Consider the following 20,321-nt stretch of genomic DNA (forward strand, 5'->3'; position numbering starts at 1 on the left):
TCAGCCTCCGTACTTCCGTACATAGTCAGCGATTTCGTCAACGTCCTCCAACGCAGCCCAGGCACGGCGGAGTCCGGCGCGGCCGAGGAGGTCGATGACCGGCAGCTCCCAGTGTGTGTCCTCGACCTTGGGCGGGAAGTGGCCGGCGAGAATCGAGCGGTGGACGAGGGCCATGTCGTCGATCAGGGTCGCGATGACGTCGTCGGTGACGGGATAGCCGATGGAGGCGAACTTGCCTGTGGAGGTCACGAACCAGTACCGGGCCTCGACGTCGGCTCCTAGCGTGCGGGCGAACAGTCCGTAGACGGGGAGCTGGAACTGTAGCCCCGAATTGGTGGGAGCGACGTCGGAAAGGTCCTTGTACTTGTCACCCTTGCCGGTCTTGTAGTCGGTGACGCGGATGCGGCCGCCGCTGTGTCGGTCGATGCGATCGATCTGGCCGCGGAAGCGGATTCTGTTGTCGCCGAGCGCCAGTGACACCTCGGCTGCCGAGTCGATGCCGAATGTCTGTTCAGCGTGCGTCGGGCGCCAGCCATCGTCTTGGTCGGCGCGGTTGTGCTTGTGCCAGTCGGCGAGATCGCGGAGCATGATGCCGCGGTCTTTGGCCCACAGTTGCTCGAGCCAGCCGGGACTGTTGGCCTGCGCTTCGTCGAGTACCTCATGGGCGACGAGGTGCAGACGGGCGAGGTCCAGTTCGGCGCCGTCGATGGTGTCGAGAACGTAGCGCTCGAGGATCGTGTGAATGAGAGTGCCGCGGGTGAGGGCGTCGATCTGGGCGACCTCGTCGGGGTCGCCCAGCGCACGGAGCTGCAGAATGTGTTCGAGGAAGTACTGATAGGGACTTTGCACCCAGAGTTCGAGACCGGTCGGCGACACCGGGCGGTCGAAGGTGGTGATCAGCTCCTTGACCGTCGACAGGTTGCCGTTGAACCGGGTGAAGCGGCCGTTCAGGCGGTCGCTGCGCAGGTTCATGCCGAGGTTGATGATCGGGTCGTCGAGGGCGCCGCGGCGTTGATCGGCGGGGACGGCTGCGAGCTCGCGGAGCCGCCATTCGGTGTCGGATGCGGCTGATGCACCTATTCGGTCGTCGGCGCGCTGGGCGGCGACGTCGAAAGATTCGACCGCGACGATCGGCTCCACGTTCTCGGTTTCGCGTTGCCAGTTCACGACATTGACGTCACGACCGGCCAGTCCGCCCATCGCCGGGATGAGCCATCGTGACGGCACCCTCTCCGCGCCACCGCGCAGGTTGCCGCGGGGGAACGTGACGATCCGTTCCGTGCGCCCTGTGCTGACCGCACTCGCAAAGGCGATACGTTGCCGTTCCATACGCTCGCGGGCGGTGATGCCGGTGAGTTCTGCAGGTAGCAGCGGATCGTCGCGGCGGGGTGCGGGGATGATCCCTTCAGCGCTGCCCATGACGACACTGACGTCCAGGTCGCGCCCGGCGCCCGCGGCGATCGGTCCGATGGTCACGCCTGCGCCGGAGTCTCCATGCATTGTTCGGTGCGCAGTCAGGCGCACGCTGACCGCATCCAGAACGCGCGCAGCGTTCGGCGGCGGTGCGATGCCGTCCATGCCGGCAAGGCTGATGCAGTCGGCCCGGGTAGTGGCAAAGTCGGCCGCAGCGACCTCGCGCGTGGGTGTACGGAAGTAGCGGTCGACCAGTGCAACCAGCCGTCCGGCCGCGGTGGTCCAGTCGGGCGCTTCGACGATGGCGTGCAGGTCGGCTTGCAGCTGTCTGACGTACGTGTACAGCGCTACGGCCATCGCATGATGCTCTTCATGTGCACCGACACGGGTGAGTCGTTCCCAGTCGGCGCCGCCGACGATGGGTTCGTCCTCGCGGGTGAGGCGTTCGAGCCGACGTTGCGAGATCGGGTCGTCGTCGATTTCGGGGCGCCGGACTGCACCCCCGGCGAGGAGGGTGAAGAGTTCGCGGCGCGGCATCCCGTCGAGGTCGAGCTTGAGCAGCCCGAGTAGTGCACGGCCGGTGGGTCTGTCGACGAGCGTGTGGCATTCGGGCCCGGTGAAGGCGATGTGACCGGCGGTGAGGTGTTCGTGGAGCAGTGGTAGGTATGGGTCATCGCTGCCGTAGAAGACGCCGATGCGGTGGCCGGGTGTGCCCCCGGCCAGATGCTTGCGCACGAGGCGGACAACGGCTCTGACCTCGTCGTCGGCGTCAGAGGTGTGGATGATCCGGGTTGGCGAGACGGTGACCGCCTGTTCGACGGTCTCACCGTGTTGTTGGAGTGCACGCAGGAGCTTCTGCTCGGCGCGGGTCCTGCTGACAGGGTGGTAGACGATCACCGCGCCGAGGTCGGCCAGACGTTCAACTGCAATCGCATACGCCTCGTGCGGGAGGTAGTACCTGGTGATCAGACGCTCGATCGCTGCGCGATATACGCGGAGGAGGTCGGCGACCAGGGGCGTCGGTGAGTCCACCCGCGGCTCGTCGATTGCGGTGAGTTCCCAAGCCGCGCCGGCGAGGGCTTGCGCCGTGATGGATTGGTCGGCGACGTCGGTGAAGACTCCCGGGACGTCGGCGAGGACTCGCGCAATCGCGGCTTCCAGCAGTGGATATGCGAGTGCCAGGCGAGGTGCGAGAGTTGGACCCGCGAGATTCGAGACGACTTGCTGAAGCGTGAGAACGCTAGTGCTGGCCACGGACCCTGCTCGAGCCAGACTGTGGAGGACATCCCGTCCGGAGCCGTGGTCGGGCACGACGACAGTGACCTTGGCGAGTGGCGCACCAGCTTTCATCCGCATAACAGCTTCGGCCAGGAGGTCGATCGGGGGCATGGGGTCATGATGCCTGGTCCGTCTGACACATCATCGATGTTGGACTGACCGGTGGGTCGTGGTGCTCTCGGTCGAGAGCCTCTCCGCGATGTCCGGCTACAGAGTGTCGGACCTGCGTTCTATCCTGAGGGCGTCAAGTGATCCTGCGCCGGCTACGGCGCGGACCATCTCACCGCTCCCATTCGAGAGCACTCCCCAGCTCGCCCGCGTTCGGGTCCTCGTCGAGGTCGAACGTGGCCGGAAAGGAGACAACCATGGCCAACGACACCTTCGAGGCAGCCGTAGAAACGGCGTGGGCTCACTTCGAACGCACGCTGACAGCTCGGCTGGCAACGATGGAACTCGACGACATCGTCTTCGTCATGCCGACGGAAAACACCGGCCTCCGCTTCGCTCTGCGATTCGGCCGGCGGAGACACGGGTCATTGCACGCCACCATCGCCTGTGAGACAACCGGTTTGGACGATCTCATTCGAACGTCCGGTTGGCGGAAACGAACTGACGGGCGCTTGACCTGCGAACGGCACCAGGGACCCGCCGCCTTGGCGGAGATCGCCGCGCAGACGCTGCGCGAAGTCTGGAACGTCCCGGATCCCAGCTTCATCTGTGATGTCGGTCGGCCCCGTCCAGACCGGGCGCCGGTGATCGACCCCGAAAATCTCGGACCGGATCGGTTCCGCCTGCTGATCCGCGACGAACTCGCCACCTTCTGCGGCGGGTCCTTCCCCATCCGTTCCGACGCCACCATCGCACTTCCTACAGCGCATTTCACGTCGTCGATCGGCATCTCCCTTGACGCTCCGTGCATCGACATCTTCGGGCACCTCGAATCGGACGTCAGGCGCCCGCGATTCACTCAGGGCCTACTCGACGATCTCGCGGGTGACTACCCCACCGTCGAGTTCGTCCTCGACGGAACCGACCTTTGGGCTGTTCGACGCGTCGACGCCCGCTGCTTCGGACGCGACCATCTGTTCACGGGGCTCTACCAGTGGTTCGACTTCGTCGACAACGGGCTGCCCCGACTCAACGACCGGCTTCACCCGGCCCCACGGTTACAGACCGTTCGACGGGGTAGGCCCGCCGGTGACAGGATCGTCAACCTGCAGCCGCGGCTCCAGCACAACAGTGACTGACGCTCGGGGACTGCGACCCACTCTCAATGTGACAGTTCAATTCTCACCACAGGAGGAACCATGAGCACACCTTCCAAGAAAGTCCTCTACATCGACATGGACAACACTCTCGTCGACTTCGAGTCCGGCATCGCGAAACTGAGCGAGGCCGAGCAGCAGCGGTTCCACGGCGACCTCGATGACGTCCCGGGAATCTTCTCGTTGATGGAGCCGATGCCCGGCGCCATCGAAGCGTTTCACGAATTGTCCGGGCTGTTCGACACCTACATCCTGTCCACCGCACCGTGGGACAATCCGCTGGCCTGGACCGAGAAACTGCTCTGGGTGAAGTTGCATTTCGGTCGAGGCGAAGACTCGCCCGCCTACAAACGCCTGATTCTCTCGCATCACAAGAATCTGAATCTCGGCCATTACATCATCGACGACCGGACCGCGCGTGGGGTCGAGCAATTCCAGGGCGAGCACATCCACTTCGGGCAGCCGGACTACGAGAACTGGGAGAAGGTCGTCGCGCACATGCGTCCGCTGGCAGCGACATAGACTCGACCCCATGTCCGCGCCCGCCGATCCGCTCGAGCTCGGGCAGAAACTCGTGGCGATTCTCGAGGGCGGTAGGCGGACGGCAACGTACAAGCTGGCCGTGCTCGTCGCACTGTTGGACCTCGCAGTCGAGTCGGTTCCCGCCGACGCAAACGCTGAAGTCGACATCAGCCTCGACGACCTGACCGACCGCGTCATCGAACTGTACGCGCGACAGCTGCGACCGCTCGACGGTCACCGACTTCGTCAGTCCACTGACGGTCGCGGAGTCATCTTCAATGTCGTTGCGACTCTGGGTTCGTCCAATGTGGGGCCACGGGTGAGCGGGCTCAGAGTCGGCGGGCCCCACGACTCTGACGCTTATCGAGCCGCACACTCGACAGTCAAACGCACGCTGGTGAGGTACCCGCTGAAACTACTCCAGAACCTGACATCAGGCGACACCAACTCGCGCTTCCTGTACGACGATTCCTGGATGGGGACCGACTCCCGGAAAGTGGTTACCGCACACGGCGACAAGCTGACCTTGTTCCCCGGCGTATGCACGGCGCTCGCCCGCTTGGCACCGCTGCTCAAGCCGGCCTTTCAGCTCGCCTGGATCGACGACGTTCGACGCATGAACAAGTACATCCTCGACGACGGCCCCGATTTAGCGCACCATCTGTTCGGCGCCGACCGCGTATCCCTGCAGCGAGCAGGCGACGCACTGGTCGACGAGTTCGGGGCAGTGTGCTTCTACTGCGGCAACACAATTCGGCGCAACCGGCACGTCGACCACATCCTTCCCTGGTCGCGCGTAGGTATCGACGGACTCACCAACCTTGTGGTGGCCTGCCAGGTGTGCAACTCCAGCAAGTCCGATCGGCTTCCCGCCCCGACCCACGTGAGGCGCGCCCTTGGTCGCGGGAGGCCCACGCTCGACGCCATCGCCAGCGAGATCAACTGGCCGAGCCAGTACGACCGCGTCGTCGCGGCGAGCCGCGGACTCTACGCCACCCAGCCGATCAACACGCCAATCTGGCTGGACCGCAACACCATCACGCTACTGGCGCGGACCGACATCAGCTGGAACGCCTAGGTCCGCGTCTCGGTACACGTGTTCGCTGCGCCTCGGCGAACGTCCCAACCGAGACTCTGTTCCGTGATCCGACGCTCAGACGCCAGGCCGCGACAGCGAATGCTCCTTGACTGAACGTGTTGATCGACTGCTCGATCCACTGCAACGCGACCGTCTGCTCCTGCCCTGCCAACGGCCCCAACGTGTAAGTGCCCACCAGACAGACCACCAGAAACGCCACCGTCGTCACATCTCGGTCGCGCCATGCGTCGCGCGCGAGAGCTGCGTACAGCGCGGTGGCTCCGACGATGACACCGACCAGGTACCGGCCCGCGATATCCGGTACCGCGACGCCGATGGCAGCCGCACCCACTACGGGCGCCGCGAGAGCAATATTGCGGACTCCCCACGCGCTAGCGGCCAGAAGCAGGAACCCGCAACCCATCACAGGGAACAGGGCATCCGCGAGCCTCGGGATGTCCGCGATACCAGTGGCCGACAAGAGCTTCTCCGTCGCCTTGGCAAACCCACCCGCGAAGATCATCGCGGCACCGATGTACGCAAGCGCCGCCCCCAGGCGTCGCGCGACGAGGAAGGCTCCGACCGCACCCAGCACGACCGGCACATAGTCGAACAGTGCGAGCGGCACCGAGACCTGATCCACGGGTGTCACACTCACACCCGAGCTTCCACTGCCGTACGCACGGCGCGTCGTTCACCCATATTATTCAGCATGCTGAACAATATACTGGACGCGTCCACTGCCACCGCATTGAGCTGCGGTGAACTCTCGACTTCGGCACGCGACACGCTTGACCGCGCTCCAGCGGTGGGCTCAGATGGACTGATGAGCGACGAACTGTTCGAGCACAAGACCAAGACACAGCTCACCCGTGAAGAAGCAGCGAAGCGAATTCACGAACTCGCCGACGCGATCGCACGCCACAACGAAGTGTCGTATGTGGAGAACAACAAGACAGTGCGCGTCGACATCCCGGACACGGTGCAGTTGAAGATCGAGATCGAACGGGGCACCGAGGAGTCCGAGCTGGAGATCGAGATCTCCTGGTAGACAGGCGCAGCGTCTGTACTCAACAGTCCGTTGGGTGACCCGGCCACCGGCGAACCTCATCTCGACTCCTGGACTTCGATCGAGGTCTGGCCATCGAGTTGAGGTCTGGCGGTCGCGGGGGTACTGACCCCTGTGGTGCAGGATGCTCCTGGCTGCGACAACATCCAAGTGTTCCGCTCACGGTGATGCAGACTGTCGGCGTACTCAGCTGCGCCCGATAGCTTCGTCGGCAACCAGACCGTCGAAGGAGCACCATGACCGAGACCGCCACCCGCCTCAACGACGTGGACATAGACGCCGTCGGCCAATTGGTCGCAGCGATCCAAGGAGATGCGACCAAGGCACAGACAACGTGGGCCGCGCACGTCCGGTGGACCGGTTCGTTCGCATCCGAGGCCCGTATTCGAAACTTCCCGCCTGTGGCGTCAGATGAGCCCGCCGTCCTCGGTGGCGGCGACACGGCGCCCAACCCGGTCGAGCAGTTGCTCGGCGCCCTGGGCAACTGCCTGGCTGTCGGCTATGCCGCGAACGCCACCACTGCGGGCATCGAACTAAAGGACCTGCGAATCGACCTGAAGGGCGACCTCGACCTGCACGTGTTCCTCGGCCTTGCAGAAGGTCACGCAGGCTTCGAATCCATCACCGCGAGAGTCACACTCGACTCCGACGCACCGCGCGAGAAGCTCGACGAACTGCACGCCAAGGTCCGGGCCAGCTCACCTGTCGGACACACCCTCGGCAACGCGGTGCCAGTGGAGATCGTACTGACCTGAGGACTCCGAAGTTCTCGGACTCGGCGACCGTCTGGTCTACGAGTCGGCTATCGGATTCTCGCGTACCCAACCGGGCGCATCGTCATCCAGTGATCAAACGATCCAACTTCAGACTCTTGGGCTACACCACTTACCGTCTCATCGCCGCGAGGACATCCGAAGCTATCGAAAGGCCCTTCTCGGATTCGATGTTCGGGAAATCCTCGAGAACCTGTCTTCTGAATTCAATCAATTCGCTGTTGGCCTTGCGGCGCGGCGCCCCAGGCGGCAGTTGCGGCGCCATCGGAACGAACAGCGCAAGCAACATGACTACGAAACCGGTCCAGAACAGCGACATTGCGATCGACTCCATTGCAGCGTCGTCGGCTATCACTCCCGCGAGTCCGATACCGCTGCCGGTGAGAGCGAGGATCCCACCCGGAACGAACAGAAGAAGAAACCAACGGGCACGAACACGGGTGGAACTCAGTAGTGCGCCGCGCACGAGCACATCCCTGTACTGGTCGAGCCGAAGACGCAGGTTGCCTTCCGGCAGCTTCTCGCTGATCTCTATCAGCAGCATTATTCTCTCCCAGCTCCCCTTGGTAGCCATGTCGCCGCGCGCTTTCACAGTCACAGCAAGCGCGCCGATCAACGCAGTAGCCAATCCGCCGATCAGCGGTATCCATTCAGTCATATGTCGATACTCGCCCAGGGGTCCGACAAAGCCTCGACCTGACGTCCCCTTATCTGGCACCGAGACCTGGATGCGGGTCACGGTGCTGCGTGGGCCAGGACGCCCTGGGTTCGGCGGACGACCCTGAAGTGCGAAGACACCCGAGCACCGGCCCCCACCGCGCGGGCGTATCGTCACCGTGTGACCGACCGCATCACCGACGAACGAACATCCGAACATGGCGTCGCAGGTCACGCGATGCTCGAAAATCCGGCTCTCGCGGCCCTGACCGGACCGCATGCCCACTTCGCGCAGCGCCACGGTGCGGCCCTGCGGTACCACCCCGACGTATGCCCCATGGCGGCTCTGCCCGACTCCCCCACCGCGAAAGACTGGTCGGACGCCGCCCAACTCGTCGGTCCGGGTGGCTCCCTGTTCCTGCCGGTGGTCACGAATCGAGCTCCCGCCGAATGGGATACGACGATGTATCTGCCCGGCGTGCAGATGATCGACGCCGGACTCGACACTCGAGCAGACGACGAAGCCGTGACACTGGCGCACGAGGATGTGCCCGAGATGACCGAACTGGTCCGACTCACGCGCCCTGGCCCGTTCCGGCCGAGGACCATCGAGATGGGCACCTACGTCGGGATCCGACGCAACGGCCGCCTCATCGCGATGGGTGGCGAACGGTTGAGCCCACCGGGATACACCGAGATCAGCGCCGTCTGCACCGATCCCGACCACCGCGGGCACGGACTCGCGTCCCGGCTCGTACTCGACCTGGCGCACCGCATCCGGACACGCGGCGACATCCCGATCCTGCATGCTGATGCCCGCAACGTCGGCGCAATCCGACTGTACGAGCAGCTCGGCTTCGTCGTCCGACGGGAAGTGCTGTTCCAGATCGTCACTGCCCCACAGTGATCACGGTGCCAGAAGCCTACAGTCGATCGCGCCTCAGCGATTTCACCAGCGGCGCAATCTCATCGAGGTAGATCGAGGCCAGCACATCCGATTCGTCGGCCAGGTGCCGCACCCGATCGGCCTCGGCCCGATCCCATTCGGTGGCGACGGCGTGCTCGAAATCGTCGATCTCACCGACACGGTCGAGCCATGCTTGCTTCTCCTGGCGGTGCTGAATCTGCGCGACGATCTGCTCGTACCCGGTGAACGCCTCGAGCCGCCGCACGAGTTCGTCGAGTCGACCCGAAAGGAGGAGCGATTTGTCAGCGAAGGTCGAGACCACTTCCGGGTCGGCGGCCAGGTGTCCAGACGGCGCCTCGCCGAGCAGCGCGAACTGGTCGCGAAGTCCGACGGCCGCGCTCGCGATGGCGGTGACCTCACCGCCCAGGTCGACGCGCACGGAGTGGCGATCGAAGAAGTCGAGACGCCACGCGGGTAGTTCACTGATGCGGTCGGCAACCGCCGCAGTCGTCCACGCGATCTGGCCTATCGGGTCGGATGCGAAGCGGTCGAGTGCGCCGGTGTCGGATCCGACGTCGATCCCCTCGGGCGACCGACCGCACCAGATGTCCAGGGCACGGAGCCTGAACCCGCCGGCACCGGCCTTCCCACAGTCAGTGGAATCGCCGTCCAGTCGCTCGCGGATTGCCTGACACGACTCCCAGCGTCGAGCCTGTGCGAGTCGAAGTGTGTCAGCGAGGTCGCCCAGCGGATCCGCCGGGGATTCCTGAGGCGCCCGCGCCGGGCCCGGATCGCCCGACCGCAACCGTGCCGCCGACCTCCGGGCGCGTCGGTCGTCGCGCATGTCCGTGAACATCGTCGAGAACGCGCCGATGGCCATTCCCAACAAGACGACGAGGGCCGCCGCCATGACCACCACGAAGACGGCAATCACGACGTACATCATCAATCCAGTACACCACGGTTGACGACGAGGTGGCCGATTCCGGTGCAGGACAGCGCACGCCTGAAGATGTCGGACCCCGTGCATACCCTCAAGCCACAACCGACTCCGCGGAGGCCCCCTATTCCTTTGACCATCGACGACGACTGTTTGGACTTCGCATTCCCCGAGGTCCACGCCGAGGCCCGCCTGTCCATCGCAGTGCAGCGAACCCTGCGCGTCCCCGATGACCAGGCCACATACGGTCTACCGCCCGGGCTGGGACGCTTCCACCTCACGAACGCAGGCAGACTTCGAGGCCGGCGTGCCGATTGGTCCGAATCCGACACGCTGCTCCCCATGTGGCAGGCCGAGGCGGCATGGTTTCGCTTCACCTCCACGACCGACTACCCGTTCCTCGTACGCATGTCTGTCGGCGGGATCGATGCGATCACCGGCGAGGATTTCGCGCAGACCGTGGACTTCGACGCCGAGGACTATTTCGAGGTACCCGAACAACCCTGGCTCGACGGTTTCCGCGTCGACGAGAGATCCGTCCGTCAGTTCGTCGCCATGCCACTCGGCTCCGGTTACACCGCCGCGGAGCAGCTCGTCGGGTCCGACGACGGCGCGATACGCATCCAGGTCACGCCCCTCCGCGCGTCGACATGGAACGAGCGCCTGGCTGCTCGACGCGCGACACCGGAGCCGCCGGCTGATCTCGGCACCCTGAACTTCTGTCCCGCACCTACATCCGACTCCGCGATGGGCCTCGGCGCGGGTGGGTCGATCACCCAGTCCATCGCCAGTCCGCTCGAGCCGCGCGAGAACTGGGCGGTGGGCGACACCGTCGAGGCGACCCTGCGGATCGTCAACAGTGACGCATGGCACGATCTCACCGGGTCCGCACCGCACCATGCTCCACCGACGATCACCGAGTACCAGCGATACGGTTATCCGTGGTTCGAGTGGTACGACGACTCGCTCGCCCGCCGCGGCGCGTCGAAGCTGTCGGGAGTGAAGACCATCAAGGAGATCGGTGACGGTCTGGGTCAGACACCGCTTCCGGACAATCCCAGCTTCGACCCACCTGAGCCGCACATCGTCGGGCCCTAGGCGGCTTCGCTCGTCAGCCCCCCGGCGTGGTCCCGCCGAGCAACTCGCGGATGTCATCGGCGCCGATGGCGGCGCCGAAAAGGTCACCATCGTCGACGACGGCGTCGAACAGGTCGCGCTTACGTTGTTGCAGCGCAACCACTTTCTCTTCGATCGTGTTCGCCGACACCAGGCGATAGACCGTGACCGGACGAGTCTGACCGATGCGATGGGCGCGGTCCACGGCCTGGGCCTCGGCCGCCGGGTTCCACCACGGATCACACACGAAGCAGTAGTCCGCCTCGGTCAGGTTCAGCCCGAAACCGCCCGCCTTGAGACTGATCAGGAACACCTTCGACGCCCCGCTCGTGAACTGCTTGATCGCCGCAGTGCGCCGACGCGCGGTCATCGATCCGTCGAGGTAGCTGTATTCGACTCCGGCATCGTCGAGGGCGCGTTCGACCAATCGGAGGAAACCGGTGAACTGGCTGAAGATCAGGGCGGAATGACCTTCGGCGATGAGCTCGGGAATCTGCTCGACGAGGAACTCGATCTTGGCCGAGTCCATGTCGGTGTGCTTCTCGTCGACGAGCCCGGCGTGCAGGCTCAGTTGCCGGAGCATGGTGAGCGATCGGAAGATCTGGAACCGGTTGGCTTCGAAGTCGTCGAGCAGGCCGAGCACGCTCTGCCGTTCCCGAGTGAGGCGCGTCTGATACAGCTTGTCGTGCTTCGCGTTCAGGCTGATCGACAGCACCTGTTCCTGCTTGGCGGGCAGGTCCGTGGCGACCTGGTGCTTCGTGCGCCGCAGCATGATCGGACGAATCCGTCGTCGTAGCAACGCCAACCGCCCGGGCTCCGTGCCACTTTCGATCGGCTTCCGGAAGTACGACGTGAAGGTCTTCGCCGACGGGAACAGACCCGGCACGGTCAACGCCATCAGCGACCACAGTTCCATCAGGTTGTTCTCCAGTGGCGTGCCGGTGATCGCGATCTTGACCTCGGCATCAAGACGGCGAGCGCACTGATGAGCTTTGCTCGCGTGATTCTTGACGAACTGTGCCTCGTCGAAGAACACGGCCGACCAACTGGCCGATGTGAACTCGTCGATCCCGATGCGCATCAGCGCGTACGAGGTGACGACCAGTTGCGCTCCCGCAATACGATCGGCGAACGCGATCTTCGCCCGTCCGCTCGTCTCGGTCACCGTTGCAATCCTCAGACCTGGTACGAACCGTTCCGCTTCGACCGCCCAGTTCGAGATCACGCTGGTCGGTGCGACAACGAGAAAGCGAGCCTGCGGTTCCTCCTCGATGACCTTCGCGATCAATGCCAGGGACTGGAGGGTCTTGCCCAGCCCCATGTCGTCGGCCAGCACTCCGCCGATTCTGTTCTCCCACAGGAAGTTCAGCCAGTCGAGGCCGGCCCTCTGATAGTCACGCAAGTCCGCATGCAGCCCGGTCGGCACCGGACAAGGCACCGGCGGTGTCGCGGCGGCCAGACGACGCAACTGCTCGCGCCACTTCGTAAGATCGTCGTCGACCGTCCCCAATTCGAGCAGCTCGTCCCACAACGTGGCGTTGTGCGTATCCCGGCGGACCCGCCCACGGTCGAGTTCACCCAGTGCGCGGGCCTCGGCCACCAGTTCGGCCAGGCGTTGCAGCTCCGGGGTGTCTAGCACGAAATAGGCCCCGTCGGGCAACAGCATGTGTGTCGCTCCGTTCGACAACGCCGTCAGCACCTGGTGCAGCGGCACTGCGACGCCGTCGACCTCGACGGTGATCGACAGGCCGAGCCAGTCGTTGTCATCGGACCGTTCGGCACCGAAACCGATCTCGGGGACGACCTCGGCGGCACGGTAGTCGGGGAGCTCGCCGACGATCTCCACCTCGATCCCGTCAGCCCGCAGCTCCGGGGCGACCTCGGTGACGAACCGCGCAGTGTCGACGGGCGAGTAACGGTAACGGCGGGTCAGGAGCGCAATCGATGCCGATGCGAGAGCCTCGTCGCGCGTCATCTCGGCGAGTTCCGGATCGTCTGCGAACTTGCTTCCCGGAAACCCGGCCACCTGGATCTGCCATCGATCACACACCCGAGCCGCAGCTTCGAGGTGACCACGGAGTTGCTTCCACAGGCGACGTTCGGCCACGTCGTCACCGAACCCCGAGCTCTGCCCGGACGGGAAGAATCGTCTGCTCCCGTTCACGCGGTAGACGACACCCCACTCGAGGTGCGCGCCGCCATCGTCGGCGACCCGAAGCGTGACTGCCGCGTCGGGACCGGTGATCTCGGGTCGGGTCACGGCGCCTTCGGCCACGGTCACAGACATCCGACCGGCGAGGTCGGGGAGGACCTCGTCGGCGAACTCCGCGATGTCGGTGTCGGGAATCCTGATCGTTCCGGCGTCGAGAAGTGCCCGGAGGGCTTTCGACGACCCGTCGTCGACGAGCGGCGCCAGGAACATCGTGCCGCCTCGTACCAGGCTCGCTCCGTGAGGTACCGAGCCGAACAGCATCAAAGCGTCGTCCGCGGACGGCCCGACGGTCGGGAAGTCGACACCGCCCGACACCACGAGACCCTCGTCGCCGCGATCAACGGTCAACGCGGGCGTCGCGGGTGGAAGCAGCTCGACTTTCTTGGCGCCCGTCGACTTATGCGCCACCAGTACGACACCATCGTCTACCGCCGCCCGTAGAGCGGTCCAGATCTCGGCGGACGCCTGGTCCAATCGGTGAACCTGGGAGGTCCCGTACAGGTGTTTGTCCCCGGCGCAGAGGTGGACGGCACGGACTCGTGCCAGGTGAACGGGGTCGAAGTGCTCAGCCGGATGGTCGGTGGTGGACCTGTAGTACTCGGTCACATATCCCGGCTCGATGGAACTCCACGTGATCCCCGTGCGTACCCAGTTGCCCTTCTTGCCGGGGGTCACCAGGCGCAATGTCACCGTCTTCAGGCTCATCCACTCGGGATCGTCGAGCTCGACGAGCAGACCGATGGGAGCCGATCCCGGCTCTTTCGAGGTGGCACCGGCGACAAGGTCACCCAGCAAAGCCCGCCACGGCTCCGACGCGTGCCCAACGTGTTGAGGCAACGCACCGATGAGCCCAGCACGCATCACCCCCAGCGCCAGAGCAACGGCGTGCTTGCAGTTGGCACCGACCGGACAGTCGCATTCAGCGACATCGACCACGTATCCGCGGGCGCCGTCACCGAACCCGATCTCGAGTGAGTAGAGTTCGCCACTCGAACCGACGCAGGTCCCGGTCGCCGACATGAATAGCGGGTCCCAGTCGTCGAGAGCTACGCGCCCCTGCTGTGCGTATGCGGCACCTCGGCCTATCGTCGCGACGTCGAAATACACGAGCAGGCCCGACTCCGCGGGCGATAACTGATCGAACGCTGCCACACGACGAGGCTAGGCGATTCTGCCGGCGGCGGGACCCAACGTCTGCACCGCATCGGATGTCATCCACGTTTCTCCACAGCGTCACCGAATCAGCACCAAGCAAGCACTTGGTTTGTTAGGTTCTCGGTCGATGGGATTCCTGAAGCAGACCACGCCGGAGATCGACTTCCCGACCTGGAGTCAGGGCACGCGCGCGGAGAAGATCGAGCCGATGGCGCGGCACTGGGCCGAGGTCGGGTTCGGGACGCCGGTGGCGCTGCACCTGTTCTACGTGGGCAAGATCCTCCTCTACGTGCTTGTCGGCTGGGTCATCGTGATCAGCACACCCGGGATCGACGGCTTCTTCGACGTCGCCGACTGGTACAACGAGCCGATCGTCTTCCAGAAGATCGTGCTGTACACGATGCTGTTCGAGGTCGTGGGCCTCGGGTGCGGGTTCGGGCCGCTGAACAACCGGTTCTTCCCGCCGCTCGGTTCGATCCTCTACTGGCTACGCCCGAAGACGATCCGGCAGCCACCATGGCCGCGGATTCCGTTGACTGCCGGCGATTCCCGTAACCCGGTCGACGTCATCCTCTATGGCGCGCTACTCGCCTTGCTGGTCATAGCGTTGTTCAGTCCGGGTACCGGCGCTATCCCGGAGCTGGACACGACCGTCGGAGTCCTCCCCAGCTGGCAGATCTGGGCCGTCCTGGGTGTGCTCGCGGCGATCGGTCTGCGTGACAAGACCGTCTTCCTCGCGGCGCGCGGTGAGGTCTACGGCGCGTTCACCGTGGCGTTCCTCTTCAGCGGGGTCGACATGATCGTCGCCGCGAAGCTGGTCTTCCTCTGCATCTGGCTCGGGGCAGCGACGTCGAAGTTGAACAAGCACTTCCCCTTCGTCATCGCGACGATGATGTCCAACAACCCGATCTGGCGTTCCCCGAAGATCAAACGGAAGTTCTTCGAGGACTTTCCCGACGACCTGCGGCCGGGCCGTCGATCACGATGGATCGCGCACTTCTCCACTGCGGTCGAAGGACTCGTGCCGCTCGTCCTGTTCTTCTCCCACGGCGGGTGGGTGACCGCGGTGGCGGCGACGATCATGCTGATCTTCCATTTCGGCATCCTGTCGTCGATCCCGATGGGCGTCCCGCTGGAGTGGAACGTCTTCATGATGTTCGGCATCCTGGCGATCTTCGTGGGTCACCCCGACATCGGACTCGCCGACCTCCAATCACCCTGGCCGCTACTGCTGTTCGCAGTTTCTGCCGGCACGGTGATCATCGGGAACCTGATGCCGCGCAAGGTCTCGTTCCTGCCCGGCATGCGCTACTACGCCGGCAATTGGGACACCGGCCTGTGGTGCATCAAGCCGTCCGCGTCGGCGAAGATCGAACAGGGCATCGTCGCCATCGCGTCGATGCCGGCCGCGCAGCTCGAACGGTTCTACGGCAGCCCCGAAGCGGCCCAGATACCGCTCTACATGGGATATGCGTTCCGCTCGTTCAACAGTCACGGTCGGGCCCTGTTCACGTTGGCGCACCGAGCGATGGCCGGCGCCGGGAGCGGAGCGAGCGGGCCGGATGAGAACGGCGTTGCGGAGTCGGAGTATGTACTGACCGACGGCGAACGAATCTGCAGCACGGCGATGGGATGGAACTTCGGCGACGGGCATCTCTCCAACGAGCAGCTCATCGAATCCCTACAGCGGCGTTGTCATTTCGAGCCCGGGGAGGTCCGGATCGTGCTGCTCGACGCGCAGCCGATCCTCCGTCAGACGCAGGAATACCGACTCGTCGACCCGGCCATCGGCGAGTTCGAACGCGGATACGTACGCGTTGCCGACCTGGTCACGCGACAGCCGTGGGACGACCAGGTTCCCGTCACGGTGACCTGGCGCGCCGACGACGGCCGGGCAGATCCCACCGGGTGAGTCGGGGCGATTGGGTCCGCCAGGCGGATCACAATGCCCCCACAGCTTCAGCAGCCCGGCGCCGGTCACGCACCTTGGTCGACGACTCCGCCCGATTCACGACCCAGGTGGCGCCACCGGCCATGGCAAGCCCGAGAGCCGTTGCCCAGCCGAAGGGTTCGCCGTACATAGCGGTGCCCCACACCGCGGTGACGGGCGGCATCAGGAACATCAGCGTGTTCACCGAGGTGACGCCGGACCGTCGTAGAAGTATCCAGTACAGCCCGTAACCGCCGAGCGTCGACAGGATCGACAGCCAGGCGATCGCCAGCCAGAAGGTGCGGTCGGCCGGCGGCACCGCCACCCCCGCGAGAAGGCCTGCCGCGGTGAAGATCACCGCGGAGACGCCGCAGTGGATCGCCAGGATGATCATGGGTGACGGCGGGTCGACGACGCGTCGTTCGCAGAAAGTGGCGGCAACCAGCGCGGCCATACCGAGCAGCGGGACGAGATACGCCCACCACGGCGCGTCCGCGGATGACGTCGCGTCCGACCAGGTGACCAGTACAACCCCGGCCGCCCCGACGAGCAGACCCCACCACTGTCGTCGGTGGGTGACCGCCCCGAGCAACGGACCTGCCAGTGCGGCGACGACGAGCGGTTGGACACCGTCGATGAGTGCGGTCGTCCCGGTGCTGACGCCGAGAGCGATCGCCCAGTACACCGTGACCGTGTAGCCGGCTTGCGAGAGCGCACCGATGACGACCTGGGAACCGACCGCTCGCCCGGACATCGGCGCGAGGCCACGCCGACGCCACCGGAAGTACACCGCGGCCCCGAGTACGACCGCGACCACCAGGAATCGCCACATGAGGACCGTGAGCACCGGCGCCTCACCCGCGCCCAGCTTCGCGCCGATGAAACCCGACGACCAACAGACGACGAACACCGCCGACATGACAACTGTCACCCATCGCGCAGGTATACCGATCTGTGAAGTTCGCATGCCGACGACCTTACCGATCGGTGTAGTCTTTGTCATGTGACTGCCGAGACCACACTCTCGACCGTGGAGTGGACACCCAAGGCCCGACTCATCCTCGACGCGGCCTCGGCACTGTTCTACGAACACGGCATCCACGCGGTCGGTGTCGACTCCATCGCGGCAGCCGCGGGCGTCACGAAACGCACGCTCTACGACCGCTTCGGCTCCAAGGAGCAACTGGTCGTCGAGTATCTGCGTGCCCGCAACGCCGCCTGGCAAGAGTTCCTCCGGTCCCGCCTGGACGCCGCCGATGCGTCGCCGAGCGCACAACTCGCGGCGATCTTCGACGCCACGCGGGACTGGTCGGAGGACCGCGGCCACAAGGGCTGCGCAATGATCAACGCGCACGCCGAGATCAGCGATCCCGGGCATCCCGCGTTCTCGATCATCGTCGGGCAGAAGCACGAGCTCCAGGACCTCTTCACCTCGATCGCGACGAAGGCCGGCGTGCCCGACTCGCACACATTGGCACAGCGACTGTTCATCCTCCATGAGGGCGCGCTGGTGACCGCCGGGATGGGGGTCGAGCCGGGAGCTCTCGACGCGGCTCGCGACTTCGCACTCGAGACCTTCGACGGCCAGCAGTCGAATTGACGAACTCTTAGCGCCCGGATGCGTTCCGCAGCAACATGATGCGGAGTAGATCTGATGCGGTGACCTTGTTCGACATACTGCCCTCTCTGAAAGGCGTCACCGTGACCAGATCGTTCGACACCGCGACGTGGGGAACACCGTTACGCACCGTCGGACCGGACGTCGTCGCCGGCGACCTGTCCCTCCGCACCGAATCGCTGCACCGCAAGATCGCGTTCTACCTCGATGCCGACGGCGAGCCCGTCTGCCAATCCCTGTGCCCGACCGGGGTGTGGTTCCCGACGCTGGTCACCCGGGTCACGTCTGCGATCGTCGCCCGGGAACGCGTCGTCGTCCATGTCGACGCCGCCCTCCCGCTTCACTCCGCACTGCTCGACGTCGCCTTCCCGGGGTCACATCTGGCGGGTGCGACCATGGTCGACATCACCGTCGTCGACCTGTCCCGGCATCGTCGCACCCTGCACGCCGAAGCCCCCGCGCATCTCACGGTCACCGGCACCATCGCCCTGGCCCTGTCGCCCGTGATCCCGCCGCGGACAACGGACCCGCGACACGCCCCCCGGGCGGTCACCGCCTGACACAATCGCAAACGGCACGACAACTACTGGGCAAAGAGAGGCCGAAACCGCCGCCAGGGCTCATAATCGCCTGATGCAACCGGAAACGGTCTCACGATTCCTGCCCGGACTGGGAGTGCTCCGCAGCTACGAGCGGTCATGGCTGAAGGGTGACATCGTCGCCGGGATCGTCCTGACGGCGTTGCTCATTCCCGCCGGCATGGGGTACGCCGAAGTCGCCGGGTTGCCACCGGTCACCGGTCTCTACGCAACGGTCATACCGCTGCTCGTCTACGCCGTCGTCGGACCGTCCCGCATCTTGGTCCTCGGCCCCGACTCGTCGCTCGCCCCGATCATCGCGGCGTCGATCATTCCGCTCGCAGCATTCGACGCCGAGCGCATCGCTTTGGCCGGCGTACTCGCCATCGAGGTCGGTCTGGTGCTGCTGATCGGCGGCCTCCTCCGGCTCGGCTTCGTCACCGACCTGCTGTCCAAACCCATCCGCATCGGCTACCTCAACGGGATCGCACTGGTCGTGGTGCTCAGCCAGTTGCCGAAACTGTTGGGCTTCAGCGTCGACGGTGACTCGGTCATCCAGGAGGCGATCAACATCGTCAAGGGTGTCGCGTCCGGGGAGGCCGAACTGCTGCCGACGGTCATCGGGGTGTCGTGCCTGGTCCTGATCTTCGCACTCAAGTTCTGGCGCAAAGCCATTCCGGGAGTCCTGGTCGCCGTGGTGGCCTCGATCATCGCAGTCGCGGTCTTCGGCTGGTCCGATGACCTGCCGGTCGTCGGAGCGATGCCCCGCGGATTCCCGTCGCCGTCCCTGGAAGGCGTGACCCTCGACGACGTCATCAGCCTGATCGGCCCGGCCGTCGGTATCGCGCTGATCGCGTTCGCGGACACCAGCGTGCTGTCGCGAACATTCGCCGCGCGTGCGGGTGACCAGGTCAACGGCAGCCAGGAGATGGCGGCCATCGGCACCGCGAACATCGCCACCGGCTTCCTGAGCGGCTTCGCGATCTCGGCGTCGTCCTCCCGCACCCCGGTGGCCGAACAGGCCGGCGCCAAATCCCAACTCGCCGCGGTCGTCGGGGCGCTTCTGATCGTCGTGTTCATCTTCGTCGCACCGGGAGTCACCGCCTACCTTCCGTCAGCAGCGCTGGCCGCCGTCGTGATCGCCGCGGCCATCTCGCTGATCGACATCTCCGGCGTGGTGGCGCTGTTCCGCGCAAACTGGGTCGAGGGTGCGCTGTCGATCGCCGCGTTCCTCGGTGTCGCGCTGATCGGTGTCCTGCAAGGCATCCTGGTTGCGATCGGCCTGTCGTTCATCGCCTTCGTGAATCTCGCGTGGCGACCGTACCGGACGGAGTTGGGGCGGGTTCCGGGACTGCGCGGCTACCACGATGTGACCCGTCACCCCGACGCCGAGCGCATCGACGGCGTCCTCATCATCCGGTTCGACGCGCCGCTGTTCTTCGCCAACGGCGGCATGTTCGACGACTACGTCCGCGGCATGGTCCGCGACGCAAGGGCGGCCGGGCGGCAACTGCACACCGTGATCCTCGCCGCCGAGCCCATCGTCGACATCGACGCCACCGCTGTCGACGAACTCGTCGAACTGGACGACTATCTCCGTAGCCACGGCATCACCCTTGTCTTCGCGGAGATGAAGGACCCGGTGCGAGACATTCTCCGACGCTATGACCTCCGCATCGACGGCAAACCCAGGTTCGACGACTCGCGGTTCGCGCCCACGACCGGAGCGAAGATCGACGAGATCACCGGACAACTCCGACGGGACATCCAGACGTCGAACGACGGCGCCTGACACCGCGACATCGGACAC

At 65.1% G+C, this 20,321-nt stretch carries 17 protein-coding genes; 11 read left to right on the forward strand and 6 right to left on the reverse strand.

From position 1 onward, the window contains the following. Complete coding sequence (locus FFS52_RS14610) at positions 1-2,667, reverse strand: PD-(D/E)XK nuclease family protein (protein WP_249356378.1); 2,667 nt, start codon at positions 2,665-2,667, stop codon at positions 1-3. Between the two features lie 389 nt (positions 2,668-3,056). Here FFS52_RS14610 and FFS52_RS14615 point away from each other — a divergent pair, with 389 nt between their 5' ends. The 3 genes from FFS52_RS14615 to FFS52_RS14625 are packed head-to-tail and all read left to right on the forward strand — an operon-like array spanning position 3,057 to position 5,556. After that, complete coding sequence (locus FFS52_RS14615) at positions 3,057-3,938, forward strand: hypothetical protein (RefSeq protein ID WP_137810111.1); 882 nt, start codon at positions 3,057-3,059, stop codon at positions 3,936-3,938. Positions 3,939-3,998: 60 nt separating this feature from the next. Further along, positions 3,999-4,478 carry a hypothetical protein gene (locus tag FFS52_RS14620; protein ID WP_065631191.1) on the forward strand — a complete coding sequence of 160 codons (480 nt, stop codon included), beginning with the start codon at positions 3,999-4,001 and terminating at the stop codon, positions 4,476-4,478. A 10-nt stretch (positions 4,479-4,488) separates the two neighbouring features. Continuing rightward, positions 4,489-5,556, forward strand: coding sequence for an HNH endonuclease (locus FFS52_RS14625; protein ID WP_137810112.1), 1,068 nt, complete (start codon positions 4,489-4,491; stop codon positions 5,554-5,556). Here the strand turns inward: FFS52_RS14625 and FFS52_RS14630 are convergent. Beyond that, complete coding sequence (locus FFS52_RS14630; protein ID WP_137810113.1) at positions 5,540-6,214, reverse strand: hypothetical protein; 675 nt, start codon at positions 6,212-6,214, stop codon at positions 5,540-5,542. The genes FFS52_RS14625 and FFS52_RS14630 overlap by 17 nt on opposite strands. A 168-nt stretch (positions 6,215-6,382) precedes the next feature. On the opposite strand from FFS52_RS14630, the gene FFS52_RS14635 reads away from it, so the two are divergent. After that, positions 6,383-6,607: an amphi-Trp domain-containing protein gene (locus tag FFS52_RS14635; protein ID WP_065631193.1), complete on the forward strand. Its 225-nt coding sequence runs from the start codon at positions 6,383-6,385 to the stop codon at positions 6,605-6,607. Positions 6,608-6,861: 254 nt separating this feature from the next. Continuing rightward, positions 6,862-7,380 carry an OsmC family protein gene (locus tag FFS52_RS14640; protein WP_065631194.1) on the forward strand — a complete coding sequence of 173 codons (519 nt, stop codon included), beginning with the start codon at positions 6,862-6,864 and terminating at the stop codon, positions 7,378-7,380. Between the two features lie 130 nt (positions 7,381-7,510). On the opposite strand, the gene FFS52_RS14645 is transcribed toward FFS52_RS14640, so the two are convergent. Continuing rightward, complete coding sequence (locus FFS52_RS14645; RefSeq protein ID WP_065631195.1) at positions 7,511-8,056, reverse strand: hypothetical protein; 546 nt, start codon at positions 8,054-8,056, stop codon at positions 7,511-7,513. 180 nt (positions 8,057-8,236) lie between these two features. On the opposite strand from FFS52_RS14645, the gene FFS52_RS14650 reads away from it, so the two are divergent. Then, positions 8,237-8,962, forward strand: coding sequence for a GNAT family N-acetyltransferase (locus tag FFS52_RS14650; RefSeq protein WP_137810114.1), 726 nt, complete (start codon positions 8,237-8,239; stop codon positions 8,960-8,962). A gap of 16 nt (positions 8,963-8,978) precedes the next feature. Here the strand turns inward: FFS52_RS14650 and FFS52_RS14655 are convergent, their stop codons facing one another. Continuing rightward, complete coding sequence (locus FFS52_RS14655; RefSeq protein ID WP_137810115.1) at positions 8,979-9,908, reverse strand: hypothetical protein; 930 nt, start codon at positions 9,906-9,908, stop codon at positions 8,979-8,981. 126 nt (positions 9,909-10,034) lie between these two features. Here FFS52_RS14655 and FFS52_RS14660 point away from each other — a divergent pair, with 126 nt between their 5' ends. Continuing rightward, positions 10,035-11,000 carry a hypothetical protein gene (locus tag FFS52_RS14660; protein ID WP_249356381.1) on the forward strand — a complete coding sequence of 322 codons (966 nt, stop codon included), beginning with the start codon at positions 10,035-10,037 and terminating at the stop codon, positions 10,998-11,000. Positions 11,001-11,013: 13 nt separating this feature from the next. Here the strand turns inward: FFS52_RS14660 and FFS52_RS14665 are convergent, their stop codons facing one another. Beyond that, positions 11,014-14,382 (reverse strand): DEAD/DEAH box helicase, encoded by a 3,369-nt coding sequence (locus FFS52_RS14665; RefSeq protein ID WP_249356382.1) that lies wholly within the window; start codon positions 14,380-14,382, stop codon positions 11,014-11,016. 130 nt (positions 14,383-14,512) lie between these two features. Between FFS52_RS14665 and FFS52_RS14670 the strand changes: the two genes are divergently transcribed. Further along, positions 14,513-16,297: a DUF3556 domain-containing protein gene (locus tag FFS52_RS14670; RefSeq protein WP_137810116.1), complete on the forward strand. Its 1,785-nt coding sequence runs from the start codon at positions 14,513-14,515 to the stop codon at positions 16,295-16,297. Between the two features lie 28 nt (positions 16,298-16,325). On the opposite strand, the gene FFS52_RS14675 is transcribed toward FFS52_RS14670, so the two are convergent. Then, positions 16,326-17,282, reverse strand: a complete 957-nt coding sequence (locus FFS52_RS14675; protein WP_171011641.1) for a DMT family transporter — start codon at positions 17,280-17,282, stop codon at positions 16,326-16,328. A 36-nt stretch (positions 17,283-17,318) separates the two neighbouring features. Between FFS52_RS14675 and FFS52_RS14680 the strand changes: the two genes are divergently transcribed. The 3 genes from FFS52_RS14680 (at position 17,319) to FFS52_RS14690 (ending at position 20,303) form a co-directional block, all read left to right on the forward strand. After that, positions 17,319-17,915 (forward strand): TetR/AcrR family transcriptional regulator, encoded by a 597-nt coding sequence (locus FFS52_RS14680; protein WP_226512227.1) that lies wholly within the window; start codon positions 17,319-17,321, stop codon positions 17,913-17,915. Between the two features lie 101 nt (positions 17,916-18,016). Then, a complete protein-coding gene (locus FFS52_RS14685; protein ID WP_249356385.1) occupies positions 18,017-18,493 on the forward strand; it encodes a hypothetical protein in 477 nt (158 codons plus the stop codon). Between the two features lie 73 nt (positions 18,494-18,566). After that, entirely contained in the window at positions 18,567-20,303 is a 1,737-nt protein-coding gene (locus FFS52_RS14690) for a SulP family inorganic anion transporter (RefSeq protein WP_137810118.1), read from the forward strand. Positions 20,304-20,321 lie beyond the last annotated feature (18 nt).

The organism is Gordonia sp. ALPHA1B1 (genome assembly GCF_005502615.1).
GTDB classification, from domain to species: Bacteria; Actinomycetota; Actinomycetes; order Mycobacteriales; family Mycobacteriaceae; genus Gordonia; species Gordonia hongkongensis.